This is a genomic window from Kribbella rubisoli, from assembly GCF_004217145.1.
GTDB classification, from domain to species: Bacteria; Actinomycetota; Actinomycetes; order Propionibacteriales; family Kribbellaceae; genus Kribbella; species Kribbella rubisoli.
On sequence record NZ_SHKR01000015.1, the window covers coordinates 26,739 to 48,305 of the forward strand.

22 protein-coding genes are annotated in these 21,567 nt (G+C 67.3%); 16 read left to right on the top strand and 6 right to left on the bottom strand.

Annotated features, from left to right (window positions below; translation table 11 throughout):
- The first annotated feature begins 7 nt into the window (after positions 1–7).
- The 6 genes from EV645_RS29695 to EV645_RS29720 are packed head-to-tail and all read left to right on the top strand — an operon-like array spanning position 8 to position 5,473.
- Positions 8–1,048, top strand: a complete 1,041-nt coding sequence (locus EV645_RS29695) for a substrate-binding domain-containing protein (protein ID WP_130447363.1) — start codon at positions 8–10, stop codon at positions 1,046–1,048.
- Positions 1,049–1,058: 10 nt separating this feature from the next.
- A complete protein-coding gene (locus EV645_RS29700; protein WP_130447364.1) occupies positions 1,059–2,222 on the top strand; it encodes a Gfo/Idh/MocA family protein in 1,164 nt (387 codons plus the stop codon).
- Complete coding sequence (gene xylA / locus EV645_RS29705) at positions 2,219–3,379, top strand: xylose isomerase (protein ID WP_130447365.1); 1,161 nt, start codon at positions 2,219–2,221, stop codon at positions 3,377–3,379. The genes EV645_RS29700 and xylA overlap by 4 nt, the downstream gene beginning before the upstream one ends.
- Before the next feature lie 12 nt (positions 3,380–3,391).
- Entirely contained in the window at positions 3,392–4,393 is a 1,002-nt protein-coding gene (locus EV645_RS29710) for a sugar phosphate isomerase/epimerase family protein (protein WP_130447366.1), read from the top strand.
- A gap of 39 nt (positions 4,394–4,432) precedes the next feature.
- The gene (locus EV645_RS29715) at positions 4,433–4,753 is read left to right on the top strand and encodes a hypothetical protein (protein WP_130447367.1); all 321 of its coding nucleotides are present in this window, start codon (positions 4,433–4,435) and stop codon (positions 4,751–4,753) included.
- A 3-nt stretch (positions 4,754–4,756) separates the two neighbouring features.
- A complete protein-coding gene (locus EV645_RS29720; RefSeq protein ID WP_130447876.1) occupies positions 4,757–5,473 on the top strand; it encodes a YqjF family protein in 717 nt (238 codons plus the stop codon).
- On the opposite strand, the gene EV645_RS29725 is transcribed toward EV645_RS29720, so the two are convergent.
- Positions 5,412–6,188, bottom strand: a complete 777-nt coding sequence (locus tag EV645_RS29725) for a hypothetical protein (RefSeq protein WP_130447368.1) — start codon at positions 6,186–6,188, stop codon at positions 5,412–5,414. The two genes, EV645_RS29720 and EV645_RS29725, sit on opposite strands and share 62 nt — an antisense overlap.
- 66 nt (positions 6,189–6,254) lie before the next feature.
- Here EV645_RS29725 and EV645_RS29730 point away from each other — a divergent pair, with 66 nt between their 5' ends.
- From EV645_RS29730 to EV645_RS29735, 3 genes are all read left to right on the top strand, one after another.
- Positions 6,255–6,749, top strand: a complete 495-nt coding sequence (locus EV645_RS29730; protein ID WP_242000748.1) for a MarR family winged helix-turn-helix transcriptional regulator — start codon at positions 6,255–6,257, stop codon at positions 6,747–6,749.
- Positions 6,750–6,822: 73 nt separating this feature from the next.
- The gene (locus tag EV645_RS41960; RefSeq protein ID WP_157997180.1) at positions 6,823–6,987 is read left to right on the top strand and encodes a hypothetical protein; all 165 of its coding nucleotides are present in this window, start codon (positions 6,823–6,825) and stop codon (positions 6,985–6,987) included.
- Positions 6,984–7,772 carry a GNAT family N-acetyltransferase gene (locus EV645_RS29735; protein WP_242000749.1) on the top strand — a complete coding sequence of 263 codons (789 nt, stop codon included), beginning with the start codon at positions 6,984–6,986 and terminating at the stop codon, positions 7,770–7,772. Before EV645_RS41960 ends, EV645_RS29735 begins: the two co-directional genes overlap by 4 nt.
- Here the strand turns inward: EV645_RS29735 and EV645_RS29740 are convergent.
- Both EV645_RS29740 and EV645_RS29745 read right to left on the bottom strand, forming a co-directional pair.
- Positions 7,769–8,347 (bottom strand): GNAT family N-acetyltransferase, encoded by a 579-nt coding sequence (locus EV645_RS29740; protein ID WP_130447369.1) that lies wholly within the window; start codon positions 8,345–8,347, stop codon positions 7,769–7,771. The genes EV645_RS29735 and EV645_RS29740 overlap by 4 nt on opposite strands.
- Positions 8,344–9,138: an SGNH/GDSL hydrolase family protein gene (locus tag EV645_RS29745; RefSeq protein WP_198681940.1), complete on the bottom strand. Its 795-nt coding sequence runs from the start codon at positions 9,136–9,138 to the stop codon at positions 8,344–8,346. The genes EV645_RS29740 and EV645_RS29745 overlap by 4 nt, the downstream gene beginning before the upstream one ends.
- Between EV645_RS29745 and EV645_RS43250 the strand changes: the two genes are divergently transcribed.
- The 7 genes from EV645_RS43250 to EV645_RS29775 all read left to right on the top strand — a co-directional run bounded on the left by EV645_RS43250 (position 9,129) and on the right by EV645_RS29775 (position 17,990).
- Complete coding sequence (locus tag EV645_RS43250) at positions 9,129–9,257, top strand: hypothetical protein (protein WP_277877115.1); 129 nt, start codon at positions 9,129–9,131, stop codon at positions 9,255–9,257. The two genes, EV645_RS29745 and EV645_RS43250, sit on opposite strands and share 10 nt — an antisense overlap.
- Positions 9,258–9,273: 16 nt before the next feature.
- The gene (locus tag EV645_RS29750) at positions 9,274–12,231 is read left to right on the top strand and encodes a sacsin N-terminal ATP-binding-like domain-containing protein (RefSeq protein WP_130447371.1); all 2,958 of its coding nucleotides are present in this window, start codon (positions 9,274–9,276) and stop codon (positions 12,229–12,231) included.
- A gap of 250 nt (positions 12,232–12,481) precedes the next feature.
- Complete coding sequence (locus EV645_RS29755) at positions 12,482–14,320, top strand: ABC transporter substrate-binding protein (RefSeq protein ID WP_130447372.1); 1,839 nt, start codon at positions 12,482–12,484, stop codon at positions 14,318–14,320.
- Positions 14,317–15,411, top strand: a complete 1,095-nt coding sequence (locus EV645_RS29760) for an ABC transporter permease (protein WP_130447373.1) — start codon at positions 14,317–14,319, stop codon at positions 15,409–15,411. The genes EV645_RS29755 and EV645_RS29760 overlap by 4 nt, the downstream gene beginning before the upstream one ends.
- Before the next feature lie 5 nt (positions 15,412–15,416).
- Entirely contained in the window at positions 15,417–16,292 is an 876-nt protein-coding gene (locus EV645_RS29765; RefSeq protein ID WP_242000750.1) for an ABC transporter permease, read from the top strand.
- Positions 16,285–17,106 carry an ABC transporter ATP-binding protein gene (locus tag EV645_RS29770; RefSeq protein WP_130447375.1) on the top strand — a complete coding sequence of 274 codons (822 nt, stop codon included), beginning with the start codon at positions 16,285–16,287 and terminating at the stop codon, positions 17,104–17,106. Before EV645_RS29765 ends, EV645_RS29770 begins: the two co-directional genes overlap by 8 nt.
- Entirely contained in the window at positions 17,103–17,990 is an 888-nt protein-coding gene (locus tag EV645_RS29775) for an ABC transporter ATP-binding protein (RefSeq protein WP_130447376.1), read from the top strand. The genes EV645_RS29770 and EV645_RS29775 overlap by 4 nt, the downstream gene beginning before the upstream one ends.
- A 15-nt stretch (positions 17,991–18,005) precedes the next feature.
- On the opposite strand, the gene EV645_RS29780 is transcribed toward EV645_RS29775, so the two are convergent.
- The 3 genes from EV645_RS29780 to EV645_RS29790 all read right to left on the bottom strand — a co-directional run bounded on the left by EV645_RS29780 (position 18,006) and on the right by EV645_RS29790 (position 21,509).
- Positions 18,006–18,890 (bottom strand): hypothetical protein, encoded by an 885-nt coding sequence (locus EV645_RS29780; protein ID WP_130447377.1) that lies wholly within the window; start codon positions 18,888–18,890, stop codon positions 18,006–18,008.
- The gene (locus EV645_RS29785; protein ID WP_130447378.1) at positions 18,887–19,381 is read right to left on the bottom strand and encodes a SigE family RNA polymerase sigma factor; all 495 of its coding nucleotides are present in this window, start codon (positions 19,379–19,381) and stop codon (positions 18,887–18,889) included. The genes EV645_RS29780 and EV645_RS29785 overlap by 4 nt, the downstream gene beginning before the upstream one ends.
- A 94-nt stretch (positions 19,382–19,475) precedes the next feature.
- Positions 19,476–21,509, bottom strand: a complete 2,034-nt coding sequence (locus tag EV645_RS29790) for a phosphocholine-specific phospholipase C (protein ID WP_130447379.1) — start codon at positions 21,507–21,509, stop codon at positions 19,476–19,478.
- Positions 21,510–21,567: the final 58 nt, after the last annotated feature.

The following is a 21,567-nucleotide window of genomic DNA, read 5'->3' on the forward strand; positions in this document are numbered from 1 at the left end:
GACAACGATGTCCAAACGTTCCGCGCGAAGTCTGGTGGTCGCAGGTCTGGCTGCGGTCGCCCTGACGGCCTGTACCAGCAACACCCCGAAGGCCGAAGACACTGCCGACAAGGCGCCGGCCAACCAGGCCGCGGTCAAGAACGACGAGCCCGGCAAGAAGGTCAAGATCGGCTTCTCCGCACCGGCCGCCGACCACGGCTGGATGGGCGCCATCACCAAGGCGACCCAGGCCGAGGCCAAGAAGTACTCCGACGTCGAGCTGGTCGTCGCCGAGGGCACGAACGACGTGAACCTGCAGATCAGCCAGGTCGAGACGTTCATCAACCAGAAGGTCGACGCCATCGTCCTGCTTCCGTTCGACGGCGCCGCGCTCACCCCGGTCGCGACGAAGGCGATGGAGGCCGGCATCACGGTGATCAACGTCGACCGCGAGTTCGACAGCTCGTTCGCGGCCCGGACGACGGTGCTCGGCGACAACCACGGGATGGGCGTGTCGGCGGGCACGTACATCTGCGATCAGCTGAAGGGCAAGAAGGACGCGGTGGTCGCCGAGATCGCCGGCATCGACTCGCTGCCGTTGACTCAGGACCGCAGCCGGGGGTTCAAGGAAGCGCTCGCCGACTGCGGCCTGAAGGTGAGCAACCGGGTGGCCGCGGAGTTCACCGTGGAGTCCGGCGAGAAGGCCGCCGCCAACCTGCTGCAGGCGGCGCCGAAGATCGACGCGATCTGGAACCACGACGACGACCAGGGCGTCGGCGTGATGGCCGCGATCAAGAACTCCGGCCGCAAGGAGTTCTTCGTCGTCGGCGGGGCCGGTTCGGCGAACGTGATGCGGGACATCAAGTCCGGCAACTCGTTGCTGAAGGCCACCGTCATCTACCCGTCCACGCAGGGTGCCGACGGCATCCGGCTGGCCCGCCTGCTGGTGCAGAAGAAGGCTCTCGGCGACCTGGTGGAGGTCGAGGTGCCGCGCACCGTCCGGCTGTACGCGCCGGTGGTCACCAAGGACAACGTGGACCAGTACCTGCCCACCGCATTCGAGAGCTAAGAGGAGAGCAATGACGAACCTGGGCATCGGCCTGATCGGCTACGCGTTCATGGGTGCCGCCCATTCGCAGGCCTGGCGGAGCGCGCCGCGCTTCTTCGACCTGCCGTTGGACCCGGCGATGAACGTGCTCTGCGGTCGCAACGCCGAGGCTGTCCAAGCGGCCGCGACGAAGCTCGGCTGGAAGGAGACCGAGACCGACTGGCGCAAGCTGCTCGGCCGCGACGACGTCCAGCTGGTCGACGTGTGTACGCCGGGCGACAGCCACGCCGAGATCGCGATCGCAGCCCTGGAGGCCGGCAAGCACGTCCTCTGCGAGAAACCGCTGGCCAACACCGTCGAGGAGGCCGAGGCGATGACCGCGGCGGCCGAGGCGGCCAGGGCCAAGGGGATCAGGTCGATGGTCGGGTTCACCTACCGCCGCGTGCCGGCGATCGCGCTGGCCCGCCAGCTCGTTGCCGAGGGCAAGATCGGGACGATCCGGCACGTGCGCGCGCAGTACCTGCAGGACTGGATCTCCGACCCGGAGGCGCCGCTGTCGTGGCGGCTGGACAAGTCGAAGGCCGGTTCGGGTGCGCTCGGTGACATCGGCGCGCACATCATCGACATGACGCAGTACATCACCGGTGACACCATCGGCGAGGTCAGCGCGCGGCTGGAGACGTTCGTGAAGGAGCGTCCGGTCGCGGCCGAGCACTCAGGTCTGGCCGGTACGGCGGGTACCGAGCGCGGACCGGTCACTGTCGACGACGCGGCCGTGTTCCTGGCGACGTTCCGCTCCGGGGCGCTGGGCGTCTTCGAGGCGACCCGCTTCGCGACCGGCCGGAAGAACGCGATCCGGATCGAGATCAACGGAAGCCTCGGCAGCCTGGCGTTCGACTTCGAGGACATGAACCTTCTGCACTACTACGACGCAACCGATGACTCGAGGATCGCCGGCTTCCGGCGCATCCTCGCGACCGAACCCGACCACCCGTACGTCGCCGCGTGGTGGCCGCCGGGCCACCTGCTCGGCTACGAGCACGGCTTCACCCACCAGGTCGTCGACCTCGTCACCGCGATTGCCGAAGGCACCGATCCGGCGCCGTCGTTCGCGGACGGACTCCAGGTCCAGCGTGTGCTGGCCGCGGTCGAGACCAGCTCTACAACCCGTCAATGGCAGGAGATTGCAGCATGAACAGCTTTACCCCGACCAAGGACGACAAGTTCTCCTTCGGCCTGTGGACCGTCGGATGGCAGGGCGTCGACGTCTTCGGTACGGCGGTCCGCCCGGCGATGGACCCGGTCCACGCCGTCGAGAAGCTCGCGGAGCTCGGCGCCGCGGCCGTCACGTTCCACGACGACGACGTCGTACCCGATGACAACACTCGCGGGCAGGTGCTCGAGCGCTTCACGAAGGCCCTCGCCGAGACCGGCATGGGCGTCGAGATGATGACCACGAACCTGTTCAGCCACCCCGTCTTCAAGGACGGCGGCCTGACCGCCAACGACCGCCAGGTACGCCGGTACGCGTTGGCGAAGGTGCTGCGCAACGTCGATCTCGCCGCCGAGCTTGGCGCGACGACGTACGTGCTGTGGGGCGGTCGTGAAGGTGCCGAGTCCGGCGGTTCGAAGGACGTGCGGGCCGCGCTGGATCGATACAAGGAGTCGATGGACCTGCTCTGCGCGTACGTTCGCGAGCAGGGGTACAACATCCGGTTCGCGATCGAGCCGAAGCCGAACGAGCCGCGCGGTGACATCCTGCTGCCGTCGATCGGCCATGCGATTGCCTTCATCAACGACCTCGCCGACCCGGAGCTGGTCGGGATCAACCCCGAGGTCGGGCACGAGCAGATGGCGTCGCTGAACTACGCGCACGGCATCGCGCAGGCGTTGTGGCACGGGAAGCTGTACCACATCGACCTCAACGGGCAGCACGGTCCGCGGTTCGACCAGGACCTGCGGTTCGGCGCCGGCAACCTGCGCGAGGCGTTCTGGACGGTCGACGTACTGCAGGGGGCGGGACGCTACCCGGCCTACGACGGGCACATCCACTTCGACTACAAGCCGCCGCGGACCGAGGACGAGGACGGCGTGTGGGAGACCGCGCGCGGTTGCATGCGGAACTACCTGATCCTTCGCGAGAAGGTGAACGCGTTCCGGGCGGACCCGGAGGTCGTCGAGGCGCTCGAAGCCGCGCGGGTCGGGGAGCTGAACGAGCCGACGCTCGCCGACGGCGAGTCGCTGGCCGACCTCCGCGGCGCGTCGTACGACCCGGACGCGCTGGGCAACCGCGGCCTCGGGTTCGAACGTCTGGACCAGTTGGCCATGGAACACCTCCTCGGCGTCCGGTAAGGAGCAGACGACATGGCTCGACCGATCACGTTGTTCACCGGGCAGTGGGCCGACCTCCCGTTCGAGGAGGTCGCCCGGCTGGCCGCGTCGTGGGGCTACGAAGGACTTGAGATCGCCTGCTGGGGCGACCATCTCGACGTACGGCGTGCCGCCGAGGATGCGGCGTACGTGCAGGATCGTCTCGACATCCTCGAGAAGCACAACCTCAAGGTCTGGACGATCTCCAACCACCTGCTCGGGCAGGCGGTCTGCGACGATCCGATCGACCAGCGGCACCAGGCGATCCTGCCCGGGCACATCTGGGGCGACGGTGATCCGGAAGGTGTCCGGCAGCGCGCGGCTGAGGAGATGAAGACCACCGCTCGGGCCGCGCGTGCGCTCGGCGTCGATGTCGTGGTCGGGTTCACCGGGTCGTCGATCTGGAAGACGGTCGCGATGTTCCCGCCGGTGCCGCCGGCGATGCTCGAGGCCGGGTACCAGGACTTCGCGGACCGGTGGAACCCGATCCTCGACGTGTTCGACGAGGTGGGCGTGAAGTTCGCGCACGAGGTGCACCCGTCGGAGATCGCGTACGACTACTGGTCGACGACCGCCACGCTCGAGGCGATCGGGCACCGGCCGGCGTTCGGGCTGAACTGGGATCCGTCGCACTTTGTCTGGCAGGACCTCGACCCGGTCGGGTTCCTGTGGGACTTCAAGGACCGGATCTACCACGTCGACTGCAAGGACGCGAAGCGTCAGGTCGGCAACGGCCGCAACGGGCGGATGGGTTCACATCTCGCCTGGGGCGATCCGCGGCGCGGTTGGGACTTCGTCTCGACCGGTCACGGGGACGTCCCGTGGGAGGCGTGCTTCCGGATGCTCAACACGATCGGGTACGACGGCCCGATCTCGGTCGAATGGGAAGACGCCGGCATGGACCGCCTGGTCGGCGCTGCCGAAGCCGTCCAGTTCGTCCGCTCGCTCGCCTTCGACGCCCCGACGGCATCCTTCGACGCGGCATTCTCGTCGTAGCGCCGTAGATCCGGGACCTCCAGCGGTTACGCTCGGCCTATGAGTGCTGGAAAGTACGCCGCGCAGATCGTGGAGGTCCCGGACCACGGCATCAAGTTGGAGCCGGTCGAGGGCACGACCGTCCCGGACGGGCCCAACGAGGTGAACCTGCTCGGGATGTCGATCGCGTTGGCGCTCGGCGCGGCGGGGTATCACCACCACGCCGAGCAGCGCGACCCCGAGCTGCAGACGCTGGACGCGTTGCTTGCCGGCGATGCGGTGATGCCCTGGAAGCCGGCCGCGGCAGGGAGTACGGCGTACATCGTGTGTGAGCTGAACGACGGGCGGCCAACCTGCGAGGTCCGTCCCACAGCTGACTAGGTGATGTGGCCGGCGGCTCCGGCGCTGCAGCAACCGCTGATCCTGCGGCAGCGCTGGCTCGATCTGACCTTCCTGCACTGGGCTGTCGAGCCGGCTGCGGTCGCGCACTTCTTCCCGCCGGGCACGCGTCCGGACACGTTCGAGGGACGCACGTACGTCGGTCTCGTGCCGTTCCGCATGGTCGACACCGGGCTGCCGCACGGTCCGGGCGTGCCGTACTTCGGCTCGTTCCTGGAAACGAACATCCGGCTCTACTCGATCGACGAGACCGGTCGGCGTGGTGTCGTGTTCCTCAGCCTCGACGCGAACCGGCTGGCTGTGGTCGCGGCGGCACGGACTGTCTTCGGCCTGCCGTATCGGTGGGCTCGGATGAGTCATGCGCGCGACGGCAACCACCACACCTACACGTCGAGGTTGCGTGGGATCGAGTCAGCTGTTGGGGTCTCACTGGGGGAGCGCTTGCCTGTCGGGCCGCTCGAAGACTTCCTCACCGCGCGCTGGGGTCTGCACATCGAGCGCGCCGGCCGCACCTGGTACCTGCCCAATGAACACCCTCCGTGGATCCTGCACTCCGCGACGCTGACTTCGCTGGAGGCTGACGCCTTGCTGAAGTCCGTCGGTCTGGTGCCTCCGGGTCGGCCGCCGGATCACGTCGCGTTCAGTGCTGGGGTGCCCGCTGCGTTCGGTCTGCCATCAGGGCAGCCGTCTCCCGGACGATGAACTGCAGGTCGACCTGGGTCGCCCAGCGGTTGACCTCGGCTGCCAGTGCCTGCGAGCCGGCGGTGTCGCCTTCGTCGCGCAGCAGTACGGCGAGCAGCGTCTGCTGGGCGAGCGCACCGAGCAGATGCCCGACCTTCTGTCGCAGCTCGGTCGATCGCTCCCAGTGTTGCCTGGCCAGCACGAGATCGCCTGCGGTATGTGCGTGGTCGCCGAGATGCCTGAGCGCGAGCGACATCAGCAGCTCGTCGCCTGCCTTCTCGCCGAGCTGGAACGCCGTTGTGTAGTGCGCGAACGCTTCGTCAGGCTGGCTGTAAAGGTTGTCCGCCATCACACCCGCGTAGAAGCTGACGGCGCCTCGGCGGGCATCGTCCGGGGCGTCGGCGATCAACTGCCCGGCGCGCGCTGCGAGGTCCCCGTCGTCAGCACGTGAGCCGAACAACACGGTCGAATAGTCCTTCCGCAGCTTCAGCATCGCGAGGTCCCAGGACTGATCGCCAAGGGCTTCAGCTGCGGCGATGGCGGCGGGGGCGTGGTCTGTCTGCTGGGCGAAGTCCTGGTCGGTAGCCACCTCGGCCCGGGCCAGCGTGAGAGTCAGACGCTCGGTCGGATCGTCGGGTGAGGCGGCGTTCAGGAGGGCGGTGGCGGCGGGCCACTGGCCGGCGCGCATGAGGTGAGTGGCGGCGGTGACGACATCTGCTGCTGCAAGCTGGCTCATGCTGAAAGAGTATTTCGACGTCGAAATATTTGACAACTAACCTTCACTGGCTGAAAAGTTAGGCGGGTGAAGGACTTCGTGGATGCTCATGTCGATCTCTGGGCCGGTCAGTTGCCCGGGCTGGATCCTGAGGTCGAAGGGATCACGGTCCGCATGCAGGTCCTGACGCGGTACCTCGAGCGCCGGCGGGAGGCCGTGCTTGCGGAGTACGGGCTGCAGCTGTGGGAGTTCAAGACGCTCCACATGCTGCGACGCGGCGGTACGCCGTACCGAGAGACACCGGGTGGGTTGGCCAAGCAGCTCGGCATGTCCGCGGCAGCGCTGACCAATCGGCTGGATGCCCTGGAGCGGCGTGGGTTCATCGAGCGCGCGCACGACCGCGACGACCGGCGCAAGGTGGTCGCGACACTCACCCGGACCGGGAGCGACCTCTGGGAGCGTGCCATCGGCGACATCAGCCGGGTCGAGGAGGAGCTGATCCACCAGCTGCCGGCCGCTGACCGCACCCGGCTCGACGACCTGCTGCGGCAACTGGTTCTCGTCACCGAGAAAGATTCTTAGCGGCAGCATGTCAATCTGAGCCCGCCGGCTCCGACCTCTGGGTATTAGCGCCGAGAACCTGGAGGACCGACCGATGGAACCGCTGAACCTGATGGTCTCGCTGAGCCACTTCGCCAACGACAACCGTGACACCAAGCACGGCCTGAGCGAGCGCGCCGGCCGCCGTCGTCGTACGAACAAGAGCGCCCGTCGCCACAGCTGGTGGGTGATCCGATCGCGTGTCAGAGTCCTTTCGTGACCGATGCCTCGAAGCGCGAGCAGTTGCTCGCCGTGTACGACGACCAACTGCGCGGAACCAGCGAGACCGCGGACGTGCCGACGAGCATGGACGGCCCGGTGATCCGGGTCGAGTACCCGAGCCGCGGGTTCGTCAGCTACTGCACGCTCGACGGCCTCGAGGGCGCCGAGCTCGACGCCCTGATCGCCCGCCAGCGTGACTACTTCGCGGCGAAGGGCCAAGCGGTCGAGTGGAAGCTCCGCGGCCACGACAAGCCCGCCGACCTGCCGGATCGGCTGCGCGCCGCCGGGTTCGAGCCCGAGGAGCAGGAGACCGTGCTGGTCGCCGAGAGCGCCGACATCGCCGAGCGCCTCCGCGGCCGCGACCCGGTCGAGGGTGTCACGATCCGCCTGGTCTCCGACCGCGCCGACTTCGAGCGGATCGCCGCGATGGAGTCGACCGTCTGGAACGACGACTGGTCCTGGCTCACCGACGACCTGGTACGCCGGCACGCCGCCGGCACCGACATCTTCGTCGCCGAGGTCGACGGTCAGGTGGTTTCCGCCGCCTGGGCCGTGTACAAGAAGGGCACCGAGTTCACCGGTCTGTGGGGCGGATCAACGCTCGCCGAGTGGCGCGGCAAGGGCATCTACAAGGCGCTCGTCGCAGTACGGGCCGCTCGTGCCGTCGAGCTCGGCTACAAGTACCTCCACGTCGATGCGTCCGACGACAGCTCCCCGATCCTGCAGCGCCTCGGCTTCCTCGCGGTCACCACCACCACGCCGTACGTGCACAAGCCTGCCTAGCGGGCGGCGCGGTACATCGAGTAGTGCGTGGGGCCGCGGTGTGGCAGCTCCAGTTCGGCGGTCGTGGTGAAGCCGAAGGACTCGTAGAAGCCCACGTTTGCGGGGTCCTGGGTCTCGACGAACGCAGGGGAGTGGGCGGCGTCGGCCGCTGCGAGACCCGGCTCGATGACCGCGTGGCCCAGGCCTTGGCGTTGGCGATCGGGATCGACCGCGGCGAGCGCGAGCAGCCAGACCGGTTCGCGCGGGTGGAAGTCGCCGATCGCCTGGCCGTACTCCGCATTGAGCGCGGCGCGGGAGCCGGTGAGTTCCTCGAACGCGGCGGCATGTGGCGCAAACGCGTCGGCCGGCATGTCCGGTGGGAACCAGAGGGCGACGGCGCTTACGTCGTCGGTCACCCAGATCCGCCCGTGCGGGAGCCCGATACGTTCGACGAACAAGCGGTGGTACTGCGTGAGTCGTTCGCCGTACCCGTCCGGGTCGAGGCAGGCCCTGGACATCGGATAGTCGAACAACGCGCGGGTGAGCGTGTCGACTGCCGCGTCGACGTCCGATGCGGTTGCCTCGCGCACCTTCATGTCCGCAGTACCTCGACGATCAGGTTGGCGACGCCGCGCATACCCGCCGCGTTCGGGTGGTACGGAACGAAGCCGCCGAGGTTGGGCGGCAGCATCGTGAACCCGGTCGTCCACGGCTCGGCCGAACCGATCGCGTGATCGCGACTCGCCGCCGACGCCGCGATCAGGTCGGCACCCGTCGCCGCCGCGGCCTTCGCGAACGCGCCGGCCAGACCGTCCGCCATCATCGCGACGCTCGGCAGCTGCTCCTCGTTCAGCGGTACGTCGAGGCGTGCCCGCGTACCCGGCCCGACCAGACTGAGGTAGTCGACGAGCAGGATGCGCGCGTCCGGTGAACGCTCCTGCGCCTGCTCGACGACCTTGGTCAGCGAATCCGCGACGGTCTGGTACGACGCTTCGTCCTTGAGGTAGCTGACCCGCGCCCGGATCCGGTTCGCGACCCGGCGGCCGAGGATCGTGGCCGGCTTCGCGATCGTGTTCAGGAAGCTCCCGCGAAGGAACGTGCCGACGTACTCGAGATCGTTGCCGCCGACGGTGATCGTGACGAGCGCGGTGTCCGGAGTGAGCGCCTCGAGTTGCGGTGGCGCGTCGTCCTGCGGGGTGTCGAGCAGATGTGCGGTGGTCGCGCCGGAGTAAGAGACGTCGGTCAGGTCGAGGCCGAGCTCTGCGGCGACGAGATGCGCGTAGTTGTTGCCCGAACGGCCTGCGGGCGGGTGCACGATCGGGCTGATCCCCGGTCCGGCCGCGAACGAACTACCGAGGGCGACGTACCGGCTGCCAGATGCGATCACCGGACCACGATAGTCGAACCCTCGGCAGCAAGCCGATCGTTCTCGAGGTGCTGTACGTCCTGCCGCACGGCAAACCGCTGTCCGAAGACGCACCCAACCCGGGGTGTTCGTTCCAGTAAACGTCATACTTCGTCGGTGACTGATGACGTGTTCGGTACGGCGGGAATCCGCGAACGGGTGCTGGCCGGATGGACGGCCGCACCCGTGCGATTCCGCGAAGACGCGAACGCCGAGGAGGAGCTGGCGCTCGGCGGGTACGTCGACAGGCTGGTCATCGAACTGGCCCAGAACGCCGCCGACGCGGCCGCACGCGCCGGAGTACCGGGTCGGGTGGTGTTCGAGTTCAAGAACAACACGCTGGTCGTGGCGAACACCGGTGCGTCGTTGGATGCCGACGGCGTCGAGTCGCTCGCGACCCTGAGGGCATCAGCGAAGCGCGAAGAGCCTTCGGTGGGTCGGTTCGGGGTCGGCTTCTCGGCTGTGCTGGCGGTGACCGACGAACCGGTCGTGCTGTCGCGCACCGGCGGCGTGCGGTTCTCGAAGGCCGACACCGCGGCTGCGATCGCCGGACTCGCAGCTGACCTCGACACCGAGGTACGTCGGCGTGACGGGCAAGTGCCTGTTCTTCGCCTCCCCTTCGAAGCGGAGGGCGAACCGCCCGCGGACTACGACACAGCCGTCATCCTGCCCCTCCGCGACGAGGCGGCCGCCGCACTCGTCCGCCGCCTACTCACCGAAGCCGACGACGCGCTCCTCCTCGCCCTACCCGGCCTCCAACGCATCGAAATCGAGACCGACGACGGCCACCGAGTCCTCCAGGACGCCGAGTCCCGCTGGCACATCCACCGCGCCGGCGGGGTCTTCGGCACCGCCGAACGCGAGCAGTTGTTCGCCGATCGCCCAACAGAGGAACGCTCCCGCCCGAACTGGTCGGTCGTCTGGGCCCTGCCCCGCAAACCGACGACAGACGTGCCGGGCGTTGTTCATGCGCCTACACCCACTGACGAGCCGGTGGCGCTCGGTGTGTTGCTGTTGGCAACGTTCCCGCTCGATTCGACCCGGCGGCACGTCGCGAAGGGGCCGTTGACGGATTGGCTTGTGCAGGAAGCGGCGGCGGCGTTCGCCGAGCTCCTGGGCGAGCGATCCGGCGACGGCGACGACGTACTGCGGCTGGTGCCGACTGGGCTCGCGGCCGGGGTGCTGGACCGGATGTTGCGGGAAGAGATTCTGAGTCGTCTGCCAGCTACGCCGATGGTGAGAGCCGTCGAGGACGCCACGCTGCTACCGCCGCGGGATGCCGTGGTGGTAGAGGGTGCGGACGACGCGTTCAACGAGAAGCTGGCGCCGATCGTGCCGGGCCTGATCAGGTCGCGGCGGGAGGATCGGCTGGCGTTGGATGCCTTGCAGGTAAGGCGTTTGGAGCTGGCTGAGGTGGTGGATCAGCTTGGGGGAGACGAGCCGGCCGAGTGGTGGCGTGGGCTGTACACCTCGCTCACCAGCATGGTCACCGATGCGCTGATTCGGGAGTCGCTCGGCACGCTTCCTGTGCCGCTTGCTGACGGGCGGCTGGTGCGGGGTGCGCGCGGGTTGCTGTTGCCCGGCCCGGAGATCCCGGTCGACATTCTGGCCGCGTTCGGCGAGTACGGCGTACGTGTCGTGCATCCCAACGCCGTCGACCCAGCCCTCGAACGACTCGGCGCGATCCCCGCCACCCCGCGATCGCTTCTCGAGGACGGCGCGGTCCGCACCGCGGTCGAGCACTCCGCCGAGTCCGACGACCCCGACGCGATCGCCCACGCCGTACTCAGCCTCGTCGCCGCCGACCCAGCCCAAGCCGAAGGCCTCTGGTGGCTGAACGACCTCGTACTGCGCGACGCCGATGGCGAGCTGGTCCCCGCAAACGCCTTGGTTGTCGACGGTTCCGACGCACAAGCCATCCTCGACCCCGTCGAGGTCGCACCCATCGCCGGCGATCTACTCGACCGCTACGGCCTGCCCGCTCTCGAAGCAGTCGGCGTGCTCGCGACCCTCGGCGTCGTCTCGGCGTCCGACGTCGCGCTCGACCAACTCCCCGAAGCCGTCCAGGACCTCGACGCGATCGAGGACTGGGCGTACGACGTCGCCCCCGAAGGCTCCCGGTACGGCGCGACTGTCGGCGACCTCGAGGCGATCCGCGACCTCGACTGGATCACCGACGCCAACTGGCCGAAAGCCCTGCAAATCATGGGTTCTGAGCCCGATCTCCGTCGCGCGCTCGTCACCCAGGTCCGCGTGGTCGGCCCGGACGACCGGCCGCTCGGCGTACCGTCGTACGCCGCCTGGTGGATCCGCGAGCACGTCATCCTGGATGACGGCGAACCGCTGGCCGGACGCGCTGACCCCGACGCCGAACCAGTGCTCGCGACCTTCCTCGACGAAGCTCCCGCCTGGACCGCCGCCCTCGATCCTGAGGTCCGTACGGCGGTAGGGCTGGTCCGCGACGTCGGCGACCTCGACGCCGACGGCATCAGCCTGGTCCTGGACCGCCTGGCCGACCCGGAGCGTGACGTCGACGCGGCCTCGATCCTCCGGTTGTGGACGCGGCTCGGCACGCTCGCCCTCTTCCCTGGTGATGCCCCGGAGCAGACCCGTGTGCTCGACGCGGACGGCACGACCCGGGTGATCGACGCGGACCAGGCCGTCGTCATCGACGGCCCGATGTGGGTGCAGCGGGACGACCTCGGCGGGTTCGTGATCGGGTCCGGCGCCGCGGCCGACGGGCTGAGCGATCTCCTCGACGTACCGATGGCGCAGGAGATTGCCGAGGGCAAGATCGACGGCGAGGGTACGGCGGCCGACGTACCGCCGATCGTCCGTGAACTCGTCCCCGAGGTGCCGGCGACCTGGTGGGAGCACGAGGAGCTCACGGTCGACGGCGTCGAGGTCTCGTGGTGGGTGGACGCCGACGGCGCCCCGCACGCAGCAACGTTCGACGGCCTCGCGAAGGCCTTGGCCTGGTCCGCGGGCCGATGGGACCGGCGGCATGTGATCCGCGCGGTTCTCAACGAACCGGACCGCAGCACCGAACTTCTGGTCGACGCCGTCTACGACTGACCGGAACCGGCCGCGGGGGCGGATCAGCACGCCCTGTGACCGCCGTTGGAAGCGTTTCCGCCTCCGGGCGTCACTCAGAGCGAACCAACGTTGTCAGAGGTTGGTATATCGACTGATCTGCGGATATGACTTCATTTTTCCAACGTGGCAACGAACTCTTGCCAACGTTGTCAACGCTACTTATAGTCCGTGGCACCTCTCGGTCGGTGAACAGCTCGTCCGCGCAACGGAAACGGAGGTGACTTTCGTCATGAACGAAGCACCGCGCCCACAGTTCGAAGACGTCCAAGATGTCGTCCGCTATCAGCTGAGTCGGCGAAGCATGATCGGCGGAGGCGCTGCAGCGGCGATGACCGCCTTCCTCGCGGCCTGCTCCGGTGGTGGCTCGTACTCCGACAAGCCCGCCAACAACAACAAGCCGGTCGCGACCAAGTCGATCCAGATCGGCAAGGCCAACATCCCGGTCCCACGGGACCAGTCGGTGATCGTCGGCCAGGTCGAGTACACCGTCTTCGACAGCTTCAACGGCATGATCCCGAACGGCTCGCCCTCGGGCGCCGGCGTGGAGCTGAGCACCGAGCCGTTGTTCTTCCTCAGCTTCGCCACCGGCAAGCTCACGCCGTGGTTGGCGACGGAGTACAAGTACAACGACGCTTTCACAGAGCTGACCCTGAAGTTCGATCCGAAGGCCCACTGGAACGACGGTCAGCCGCTGGGTGCGAACGACTTCAAGTTCACCGTGATGCTGCTGAAGGACCGTCCGGACCTCTTCGGCGGTGGTGGTGACCTGAAGGAGTTCGTCAAGACCGTCGATGTTCCCGACCCGCACACCGCGGTGGTCACCTTCCTGAAGCCGGCCCCGCGCTTCCACTACAACTTCATCGCCGCGATCGCCGGTGCCCCGAACAACATCATGCCGGAGCACATCTGGAAGTCGCAGGACCCGACGAAGTACAAGAACAACCCACCGGTCGGCAGCGGCCCGTACAAGCTGAAGCAGGCGATCCGGAACCAGAAGATGTTCGTCTGGGAGAAGGACCCGAACTACTGGAACAAGGACAAGCTCGACGTCAAACCGCAGTATGCGGTCTACCAGAGCACGTCGAAGCAGCTCGACCAGGCGTCCCTGGCCTTCGAGCGCGCAGAGTTCGACGTCGGCTCCGTCGACGAGCCGCACGCCAAGCAGCTGCGCAACACCGGCTACCCGAACCTCGTGACGACACAGTTCCATGACCCGAACCCACGGGTTTTCTGGCTGAACTGCGACCCGGCGCGGGGCGTGATGTCGGAGCCGAAGATGCGCTGGGCGATCAACTACTGCATCGACCGGGAGAAGATCGGCAACTCGATCTGGCCGGTCAAGGTCCCTCCTGCCCAGTACCCGTGGGCGGACTACCCGACCAACGACAAGTGGAAGAACGACGAGCTCGCGAACAAGTACAAGTTCGAGTTCAACACCGACAAGGCGAGTCAGCTGCTGGACGAGATCGCGCCGAAGAACGGCGCCGGCAAGCGGACGTACAAGGGCAAGGAGATCAACCTCGAGATCATCACGGTCTCGCCGGTCGACGGCGGCGAGTACGCGATCGCCAACGTGCTGAAGACCGCGCTCGCCAAGGTCGGCGTCCCCTCCACGCTGCGCAGCCTGGCCGGCAGCGTCCACGACGACAAGTTCCAGCGTGGCCAGTACGACATCGACTCCAACTGGGCCGGCTTCGCGATCGACCCGGTGCAGCTCTACACCGACTGGACCAGCGACAAGTACCAGCCGATCGGCAAGAACTCGGCCGGCAAGAACAAGATGCGGTTCCGCAATCCCGACTTCGACAAGATCGTCGATCAGCTGGGCCAGCTCAACCCGGATTCGCCGGAGGCCAAGCCGCTGCTCGACAAGGCGCTGGAGATCTACTTCCAGCAGCTGCCGTTGCTCGCCTCGATCCAGACCGGCTATCCGTCGTACTTCAACACGGCCTTCTGGAAGGACTGGCCGACGGACGACAACGTGTACGAGGTGCCGCTGAACTGGTGGCCGCACTTCATCTTCGTGCTCGGCAAGATCAGCGCCACCGGGCAGAAGGGACCGGCGTGACGGCGGAAGCCCCGCCCGCGGTAGCCGTTGACAAGAGCCAGGACTCCGCACCCCGGACGGGGGTGCGGGCCTGGCTGTCCCGGCATCCGCTGGCGGCGTATGCCATCCGCAGGTTCGGCCTCTACCTGGTGGAACTGTGGGGAGCGCTGACGATCGCGTTCTTCTTCTTCCGGCTGATGCCCGGCGATCCGGTCCAGACCTTGATCCAGACTCTGCAGCAGAACTATGTGTACAACGCACAGGCGAGCACCGAGCTCATTGCCCGCTACCGGCACGAGTTCGGCCTGGACGGGAACCTGCTGACGCAGTACCTGGTGTACATGCAGAAGCTGATCCTGCACGGCGACCTCGGGCCGAGCCTGATCAACTACCCGACGCCGGCCCAGACGGTGATCCTGCGGTCGTTGCCCTGGACAATCGGTCTGCTCGGGATCTCGGCCGTGATGGCCTGGATCTTCGGTGTCATCATCGGCGCGATCGCCGGCTGGCGGCGCGGCAAGCTGGGCTCCGCGATCGCCACCAACCTGTCGATCGCGCTGTCGCACGTGCCGTACTTCTTCGTCGCGCTGATCCTGGTGTACGTCTTCGCGTACTCGATGGGACTGTTGCCTGCGAGATCGGCGTACGACTCCAACATCAATCCCGGCATCAGTTTCGCCTTCATCGGCAGCGTGCTGAAGTACGGGTTGCTGCCCGGTCTGTCGATCGTGATCATCGGAACGTTCAGCTGGATCCTGTCGACCCGGATGCTGATGATCCCCATTCTCGGCGAGGACTACCTGGTGTACGCCGAGGCCAAGGGACTGAAGAACTCGCGGATCCTGACCCGGTACGCGCTGCGGAACTGCTACCTGCCGCAGATCACCGCGTTCGGCATCTCGCTGGGCTTCATCTTCAACGGCAACGTGCTGGTCGAGCAGCTGTTCAACTATCCGGGGCTCGGCACCACGCTGGTCACCGCGATCCAGCAGCTCGACTTCAACACGATCCTCGGCGTCACCGATATCGCGATCTTCTCGGTGCTGACCGCCGTCCTGCTCCTCGACCTCCTGCTCCCGCTGCTTGACCCGCGGGTCAAGTACTGGAAGTGATGACGATGAGACTTCTGACCGCGGTACTGCGGACGATCCGCAACAGCCGGCGCCTGGCGACCGGGCTGATCGTCCTGGCGGTGCTCATCCTCGTCGCGCTGTTCAGCCCGTTGATCGTGAAGGCGATCGGCGGCGGACAGGACCCGATCGAGCTGGCGGCGTACGACAAGTGGCAAGTGCCCAGCCCGCAACACCTGCTCGGTACCGACCAATTCGGCCGGGACGTGTTGGCGATGGTGGTGAAGGCATTGTCGGTCTCGCTGCAGATCGGCGCGATCGCCGGCGTGATCTCGACCGTCGCCGGCGTCATCGTCGCGTTCGTCGCCGGGTACAAGGGCGGCTGGATCGACAACGTGCTCTCGACGTTCACCGGCATCTTGTTGGTCATCCCCACGTTCCCGTTGCTGATCGCGCTGTCGGCGTACGCGAAGAACGTGAGCCTGTTCCAGGTCGGCGTGATGATCTCGATCTTCTCCTGGCCGTTCGCGGCGAAGACGATCCGCTCGCAGGTGCTCTCGCTGAGAACGCGGCCGTACGTCGATCTGGCGCGGGTCAGCAAGGCGCGCGACATCGAGATCATCGTCACCGAGCTGCTGCCGAACCTGCTGCCGTTCATCGGCGTCGGTTTCGCGTCGTCGGCGCTGGGCGCGATCTTCGGCCTGGTCGGCCTGGAGATCATCGGCCTCGGGCCGGGCGGCGTGATCGACCTCGGCCAGATCATCTTCAACGCGATCGGCACCGGCGCGCTGACGCTGGGCGCCTGGCCGATGTTCGTCGTACCGATCGCCCTACTGACGTTGCTGTTCGCGGCGCTGAACATGGTGAACATCGGCCTCGAAGAGGTCTACAACCCGCGACTGAGGGGAGTGGCCGGTGAATAACGTCCCTGGCAATGTCCTGGAGGTCAAGGGCCTCGAAGTCGTCTACTCCACCAACCGCGGCGACGTGAAGGCCGTCCGCGGGATCGACCTCGACGTACGCCGCGGTGAGATCCTCGGGATCGCGGGGGAGTCGGGCAGCGGCAAGAGCACCCTCGCGGTTGCGCTGCTGCGGCTCCTCAAGGCGCCGGGCAAGGTGAACGGCGGCTCGGTGATGTTCCACCCGGCCGGTCGATCGCCGGTCGACCTGCTCAAGGTGCAGGGCGAAGAGCTGCGGGTACTGCGCTGGAGCGCGCTCTCGTATCTCCCGCAGGGTTCGATGAGCTCGCTCAACCCGGTGATGCGGGTGGAGGAGCAGTTCAAGGACGTGATCCTCGAGCACGCCCCGGCGCGGAAGGACTCGCTCGGCGAACTGATTCCGCGGCTGCTCGGCCAGGTCGGTCTCGAACCGCGGGTGGGCCGGATGTACCCGCACGAGCTGTCCGGCGGGATGAAGCAGCGGGTGCTGATGGCGATCGCGGTCGCACTCGAACCCGACCTGGTGATCGCGGACGAGCCGACCACCGCGCTGGACGTGACGATCCAGCGGGTGATCCTGCAGTCGCTCGCGGATCTGCGCACCGACTTCGGCGTGACGCTGATGGTCATCTCGCACGACATGGGTGTGCACGCGCAGCTGGCCGACCGGGTCGCCGTGATGTATGAGGGCAGGCTGGTCGAGGTCGGCGACGTACGCCAGGTGTTCAAGGATCCGCGGGATCCCTACACCCGGCAGCTGATCGAATCCATCCCGAAGCTAGGACGGAGGGCATCATGAAGTCCGAGCTCGAACTTCGTGGCGTACAGCAACGATTCCACGCCCGTGGGGTCGCCGACGGCTACGTGACCGCGGTCGACGACGTGAGCTTCAGCCTGCTCGCGTCGCCACCGCAGATCGTCAGTCTGGTCGGACAGAGCGGCAGCGGGAAGAGCACGATCGCGCGGAACGTGCTCGGCCTGCAGAAGCCGACAGCCGGCTCGGTGCTCTACGGCGGCAAGGACATCTTCAAGCTGAGCCGATCGGAGTACGACGCCTACCGGCGCGACGTGCAACCGGTCTTCCAGGACCCGTACGCGATCTTCAACCCGTTCTACCGGGTGGATCGCGTGCTCTGGAAGGCGGTCAAGAAGTTCAAGCTGGCCGACACGCGGGCGAAGGGCCTGCAGCTCATCGAGGAGTCGCTGCAGGCGGTCCGGCTGGAGCCGGAGAACGTGCTCGGACGGTATCCGCACCAGCTGTCCGGCGGGCAGCGCCAGCGCATCATGCTGGCCCGGGTCCATATGCTCCGCCCGTCGTTCATCATCGCCGACGAGCCGGTGTCGATGCTGGATGCCCAGGTTCGCAGGCACTTCCTGGACATCCTGCTCGACTTCCAGCGTGAACACGGCATGACCACGCTGTTCATCACCCACGACCTGTCAACGGTGTACTACCTGGGCGGCGAGGTCATGGTCATCACCAAGGGGCAGATCGTCGAACGCGGCCCGGTCGCAACGGTCATGCACGAGCCGACCCACCCGTACACGAAGCTCCTGCTCGACTCGATCCCGTCGCCCGACCCCGACCAGCGCTGGACCACTCGCATCCAGGTCGACGAACTCGAACGCCTGGACGACAACACCCCCGTCGACGCCACCAAGCCGGAGGCGCCGATCATCTAGCCCCCGCGGCCTGGATCAGGCGCTGATCTTGAACTTCGCCGACGTCGCGAGCTCGGCCAACTGGCGGTTGGTGAACACCGGTTGGGTCAGCGGCGATCGCCCCGAGTCGTCGATCTTCTTGGCCTGCGCGAGATAGACGACGGTGCCGTCGTCGTACCGGTAGGCGGCCCACTGGTCGAAGCTGCCATGCCCGTTGGTCGTCAGTACGCCGACCTTCTTGCCGCTGACGTCGGTCACGGTGCAGGCACCGGTACCGCCCCAGAACTTCCGGGCGAGCGTGCAGGGGTCCGTCGCCGGTTTCCCGTCGGGCGTGGTCGACTGCACCAGCAGCTTCCCGGCCCGGTCGCCCTTCTGTACGGGGATGGTGGCCATGTACTCCCAATAGTCCGGCTCGCCGTCGTTGGACGCGTACTGGGCCTGCGGCCATCTCATCGAGCGGCCATCCGGGAACTTCAGGCTCGGCGTGCTGAACCCCGCCGGCACCGACGAGCTCAGATTGTTCATCAATGTCACGGCCCGGTCTGCGCGAGGGCCTACGGTCGCCGTCCGGTCCACCTGGCCCTCCGGCCACGGATCATTGGACTTCCGCGTCTTCGGCGCCACGGTGCCGACGACTGTCGGCGTGGGCACCGGCGTCGGGGTGGAGGCTGACGGGGTCGTGCCCGTGTCGCCTGCAACCAGCGGAGCCTCCGACCGGTTACCGGTGTAGTTCGCGATCAGCACGGGACCGGCCCCGGCGGCGACCACCAGCGCCGCGACGGCGGCCCCGGCCCATCTCACCTGGCGCCGCTTGCGCGCCCGGCGGGCCCGCTCGAGCGCGCGCCCAGGATCCATCGACTCCGGCGGACGGCTGCGCACGATCACGTCGTGGAATGCCTCGTTGAGATCCTCTTCGTTCATCGAACTTTCTCCTGTTCAAGCAACCCCCGCAGCGTCGCCAGCCCGCGCGCGGCCTGGCTCTTGACCGTTCCGGCCGAGCAGTCGAGCAGCGCGGCCGTCTGCTCGACCGACTGGTCCTCCCAGTACCGCAGGACCAGCACGGCGCGTTGCCTCGGCGGCACCTTCACGAGTGCCTCCAGCAACAGGAGCCGTTCGTCGGCGTGGTCGGGTGACGGCACGGCCCGGTCGGCCTGCTCGGACCCGACCGACTCGTGCCGGAACCACCCTCGGCGCCGCTCGGACAGGAATGTGCGGATGAGTGTCTGCCTGGTGTAGCCGTCCATCGCCCCGTGCCGCTGAATCCGGGGCCAGGCCAGGTAGATCTTCGTGAACGTCTGCTGGACCAGGTCCTCCGCGCGATGCCAGTCCCCGCAGAGCAGGTAGGCCGTGCCGCGCATGGCATCGGAACGTGCCGCGAAGTACGCCTCGAACTCGGCGTCCCGATCGCTCATCTGCTCTCCCATCCTCGATTCCCGGGTTAAACACGCCTACCAGGCCGAAGATGGTTGCATCGCAGTACGGAGGAGTCTGGTGGAGGGTCCTTCCTCAGGCGGTCTTGATGGCGGGGTCGCTCTGGCCGGGGGCGCCGGTTTCGACGTGGCCGGCGTAGCGGCGGAGGTAGGTCGTGTCGGCGTCGGTGGTGACCGAGACGTCGTACCACCGGCTCGTGGTGGTGACCGTGTAGGTGGTCTTGCCCTTGCGAACGCTGAGCGTCTTCTTCTTGCCGTCGTACGCGTTGGCGATCGTGACCTTGCGGGCGGCGTCGGAGGTAATGGTGAGGTCGACGTTGCCGGTGCCGGCGTTCTCGCGGGCGGTGATCTCCAGGCCGGTCGCGGGCTTGCCCTTGAAGGTGCGGAGGAAGCCGTTCGGGCCGTGCACGGTGAGGTCGGTGACGCCGCCGGAGTAGACCGGGTTCCAGCTGTCGGAGACGGTCTTACCGGCCTCGGCGGTGTACGTCCACGGGCCGTCGGTGCGGTTCGCGGACGTGATCAGGAACTGCGCGCCGGCATCCGGCCCGGAGCTGAAGGTCAGCTTGTACTTGCTGTCGGCTACGGCTCCGTCGACGACCGGTGCGTAGGGCAACGGCCGGGTACGGCGGCAGCCGCGCTCCTGCACCGGGACCTTGCCGACCGCGGGCGGCGTCGGCACGTAGTCCGGGTGCCGCTTGTTGTCCGGCGGCTGGTACGCGGTCGTGTCGGGAAGCTTGGCCGGCCGCGTGGCCGTCGTACCGAAGTCGAACGCGGACGTCAGGTCGCCGCAGACCGCGCGGCGCCACGGCGAGATGTTCGGCTCGTGGACGCCGAACCGCGACTCCATGAACCGGATGATCGACGTGTGGTCGAGCGTCTGCGAGCAGGTGTACCCACCGGTGCTCCACGGTGAGACGACGAGCATCGGCACCCGCTGACCCAGACCGTACGCTCCGTGGGCGGCCTTCGTACCGGTGTACAGGTCCGGTCCCGGATCGACCGTGGACAGGCCCTGGTTCGCGTCGAGCGGCGGGAACGGCGGTACGACATGGTCGAAGAAGCCGTCGTTCTCGTCGTAGGTGATGAACAGCGCGGTCTTGCTCCAGACCTCGGGGTTCGCGGTGAGCGCGTCGAGGACCTGCGAGATGTACCAGGCGCCGTAGTTGGCCGGCCAGTTCGGGTGCTCGGTGAACGCCTCCGGCGCTGCGATCCAGGAGATCTTCGGCAGCTGGTTGTTCTTCACGTCGGCGGCGAGCCGCGCGAACAGGCTCTCGCCGGCCTTCGCGTTCGTGCCGGTGCGAGCCTTGTCGTACAAGGGGTTCCCGGCCGCGGCGTTGCGGTAGTTGTTGAAGTACAGCAGCGAGTTGTCGCCGTAGTTCCCGCGGTACGCGTCGTCGATCCAGCCCCAGCCGCCGGCCGCGTCGAGGCCGTCGCCGATGTCCTGGTAGATCTTCCACGAGACACCGGCCTGCTCGAGCCGCTCAGGGTACGTCGTCCAGCCGTAGCCGGCCTCGTCGTTGCCGAGGACCGGGCCGCCGCCGGTGCCGTCGTTCCCGGTGTAGCCGGTCCACATGTAGTACCGGTTCGGGTCGGTGGAGCCCATGAACGAGCAGTGGTACGCGTCGCACAGCGTGAACTTGTCGGCGAGCGCGTAGTGGAACGGGATGTCCTCGCGGGTCAGGTACGCCATCGTGGTCGACGTCTTCGCCGGGATCCACTGGTCGTACTTGCCGCCGTTCACGGCCTGGTGCGCGTCACCCCAGCTGTGGGCGAGGTCCTGGATGAACTGCATGCCCAGGTCGTCGGCGTCGGGGTGGAACGGCAGGATCTCCTTGCCGAGGGCATTCTTCTGGTGCCACACCGGCTGACCGCTCGGCAGCGTCACCGGCCGCGGGTCACCGAACCCGCGGACACCGTTGAGCGTGCCGAAGTAGTGGTCGAACGACCGGTTCTCCTGCATGAGTACGACGATGTGCTCGACGTCCTGGATGGTGCCGAACCGGCGATGCGCCGGGATGGCGGCCGCCTGCTCGATACTGTTCGCCATCGCGGCGAACGCGGCCGAGGCTCCGGCCAGTTGGAGGAACCTCCGGCGATTGATGTCTGGCATGCAAGTCTCCTGACAGGCGGTGGGGCGGATGGAGTCTGAAACACCAGCACTGCGACGG

What these genes read in the sequence shown, in the direction of transcription:
- EV645_RS29725 (WP_130447368.1), bottom strand. Translation starts at nt 6,188, where the DNA reads ATGAGCCAGCTTGCAGCAGCAGATGTCGTCACCGCCGCCACTCACCTC.
- EV645_RS41960 (WP_157997180.1), top strand. Translation starts at nt 6,823, where the DNA reads ATGGAACCGCTGAACCTGATGGTCTCGCTGAGCCACTTCGCCAACGAC.
- EV645_RS29785 (WP_130447378.1), bottom strand. Translation starts at nt 19,381, where the DNA reads ATGAGCGATCGGGACGCCGAGTTCGAGGCGTACTTCGCGGCACGTTCC.
- EV645_RS29775 (WP_130447376.1), top strand. Translation starts at nt 17,103, where the DNA reads ATGAAGTCCGAGCTCGAACTTCGTGGCGTACAGCAACGATTCCACGCC.
- EV645_RS29695 (WP_130447363.1), top strand. Translation starts at nt 8, where the DNA reads ATGTCCAAACGTTCCGCGCGAAGTCTGGTGGTCGCAGGTCTGGCTGCG.
- EV645_RS29790 (WP_130447379.1), bottom strand. Translation starts at nt 21,509, where the DNA reads ATGCCAGACATCAATCGCCGGAGGTTCCTCCAACTGGCCGGAGCCTCG.
- EV645_RS29700 (WP_130447364.1), top strand. Translation starts at nt 1,059, where the DNA reads ATGACGAACCTGGGCATCGGCCTGATCGGCTACGCGTTCATGGGTGCC.
- EV645_RS29740 (WP_130447369.1), bottom strand. Translation starts at nt 8,347, where the DNA reads ATGAAGGTGCGCGAGGCAACCGCATCGGACGTCGACGCGGCAGTCGAC.
- EV645_RS43250 (WP_277877115.1), top strand. Translation starts at nt 9,129, where the DNA reads ATGCGATCACCGGACCACGATAGTCGAACCCTCGGCAGCAAGCCGATC.
- EV645_RS29755 (WP_130447372.1), top strand. Translation starts at nt 12,482, where the DNA reads ATGAACGAAGCACCGCGCCCACAGTTCGAAGACGTCCAAGATGTCGTC.
- EV645_RS29780 (WP_130447377.1), bottom strand. Translation starts at nt 18,890, where the DNA reads ATGAACGAAGAGGATCTCAACGAGGCATTCCACGACGTGATCGTGCGC.
- EV645_RS29720 (WP_130447876.1), top strand. Translation starts at nt 4,757, where the DNA reads ATGTGGCCGGCGGCTCCGGCGCTGCAGCAACCGCTGATCCTGCGGCAG.
- EV645_RS29710 (WP_130447366.1), top strand. Translation starts at nt 3,392, where the DNA reads ATGGCTCGACCGATCACGTTGTTCACCGGGCAGTGGGCCGACCTCCCG.
- EV645_RS29715 (WP_130447367.1), top strand. Translation starts at nt 4,433, where the DNA reads ATGAGTGCTGGAAAGTACGCCGCGCAGATCGTGGAGGTCCCGGACCAC.
- EV645_RS29765 (WP_242000750.1), top strand. Translation starts at nt 15,417, where the DNA reads ATGAGACTTCTGACCGCGGTACTGCGGACGATCCGCAACAGCCGGCGC.
- xylA (WP_130447365.1), top strand. Translation starts at nt 2,219, where the DNA reads ATGAACAGCTTTACCCCGACCAAGGACGACAAGTTCTCCTTCGGCCTG.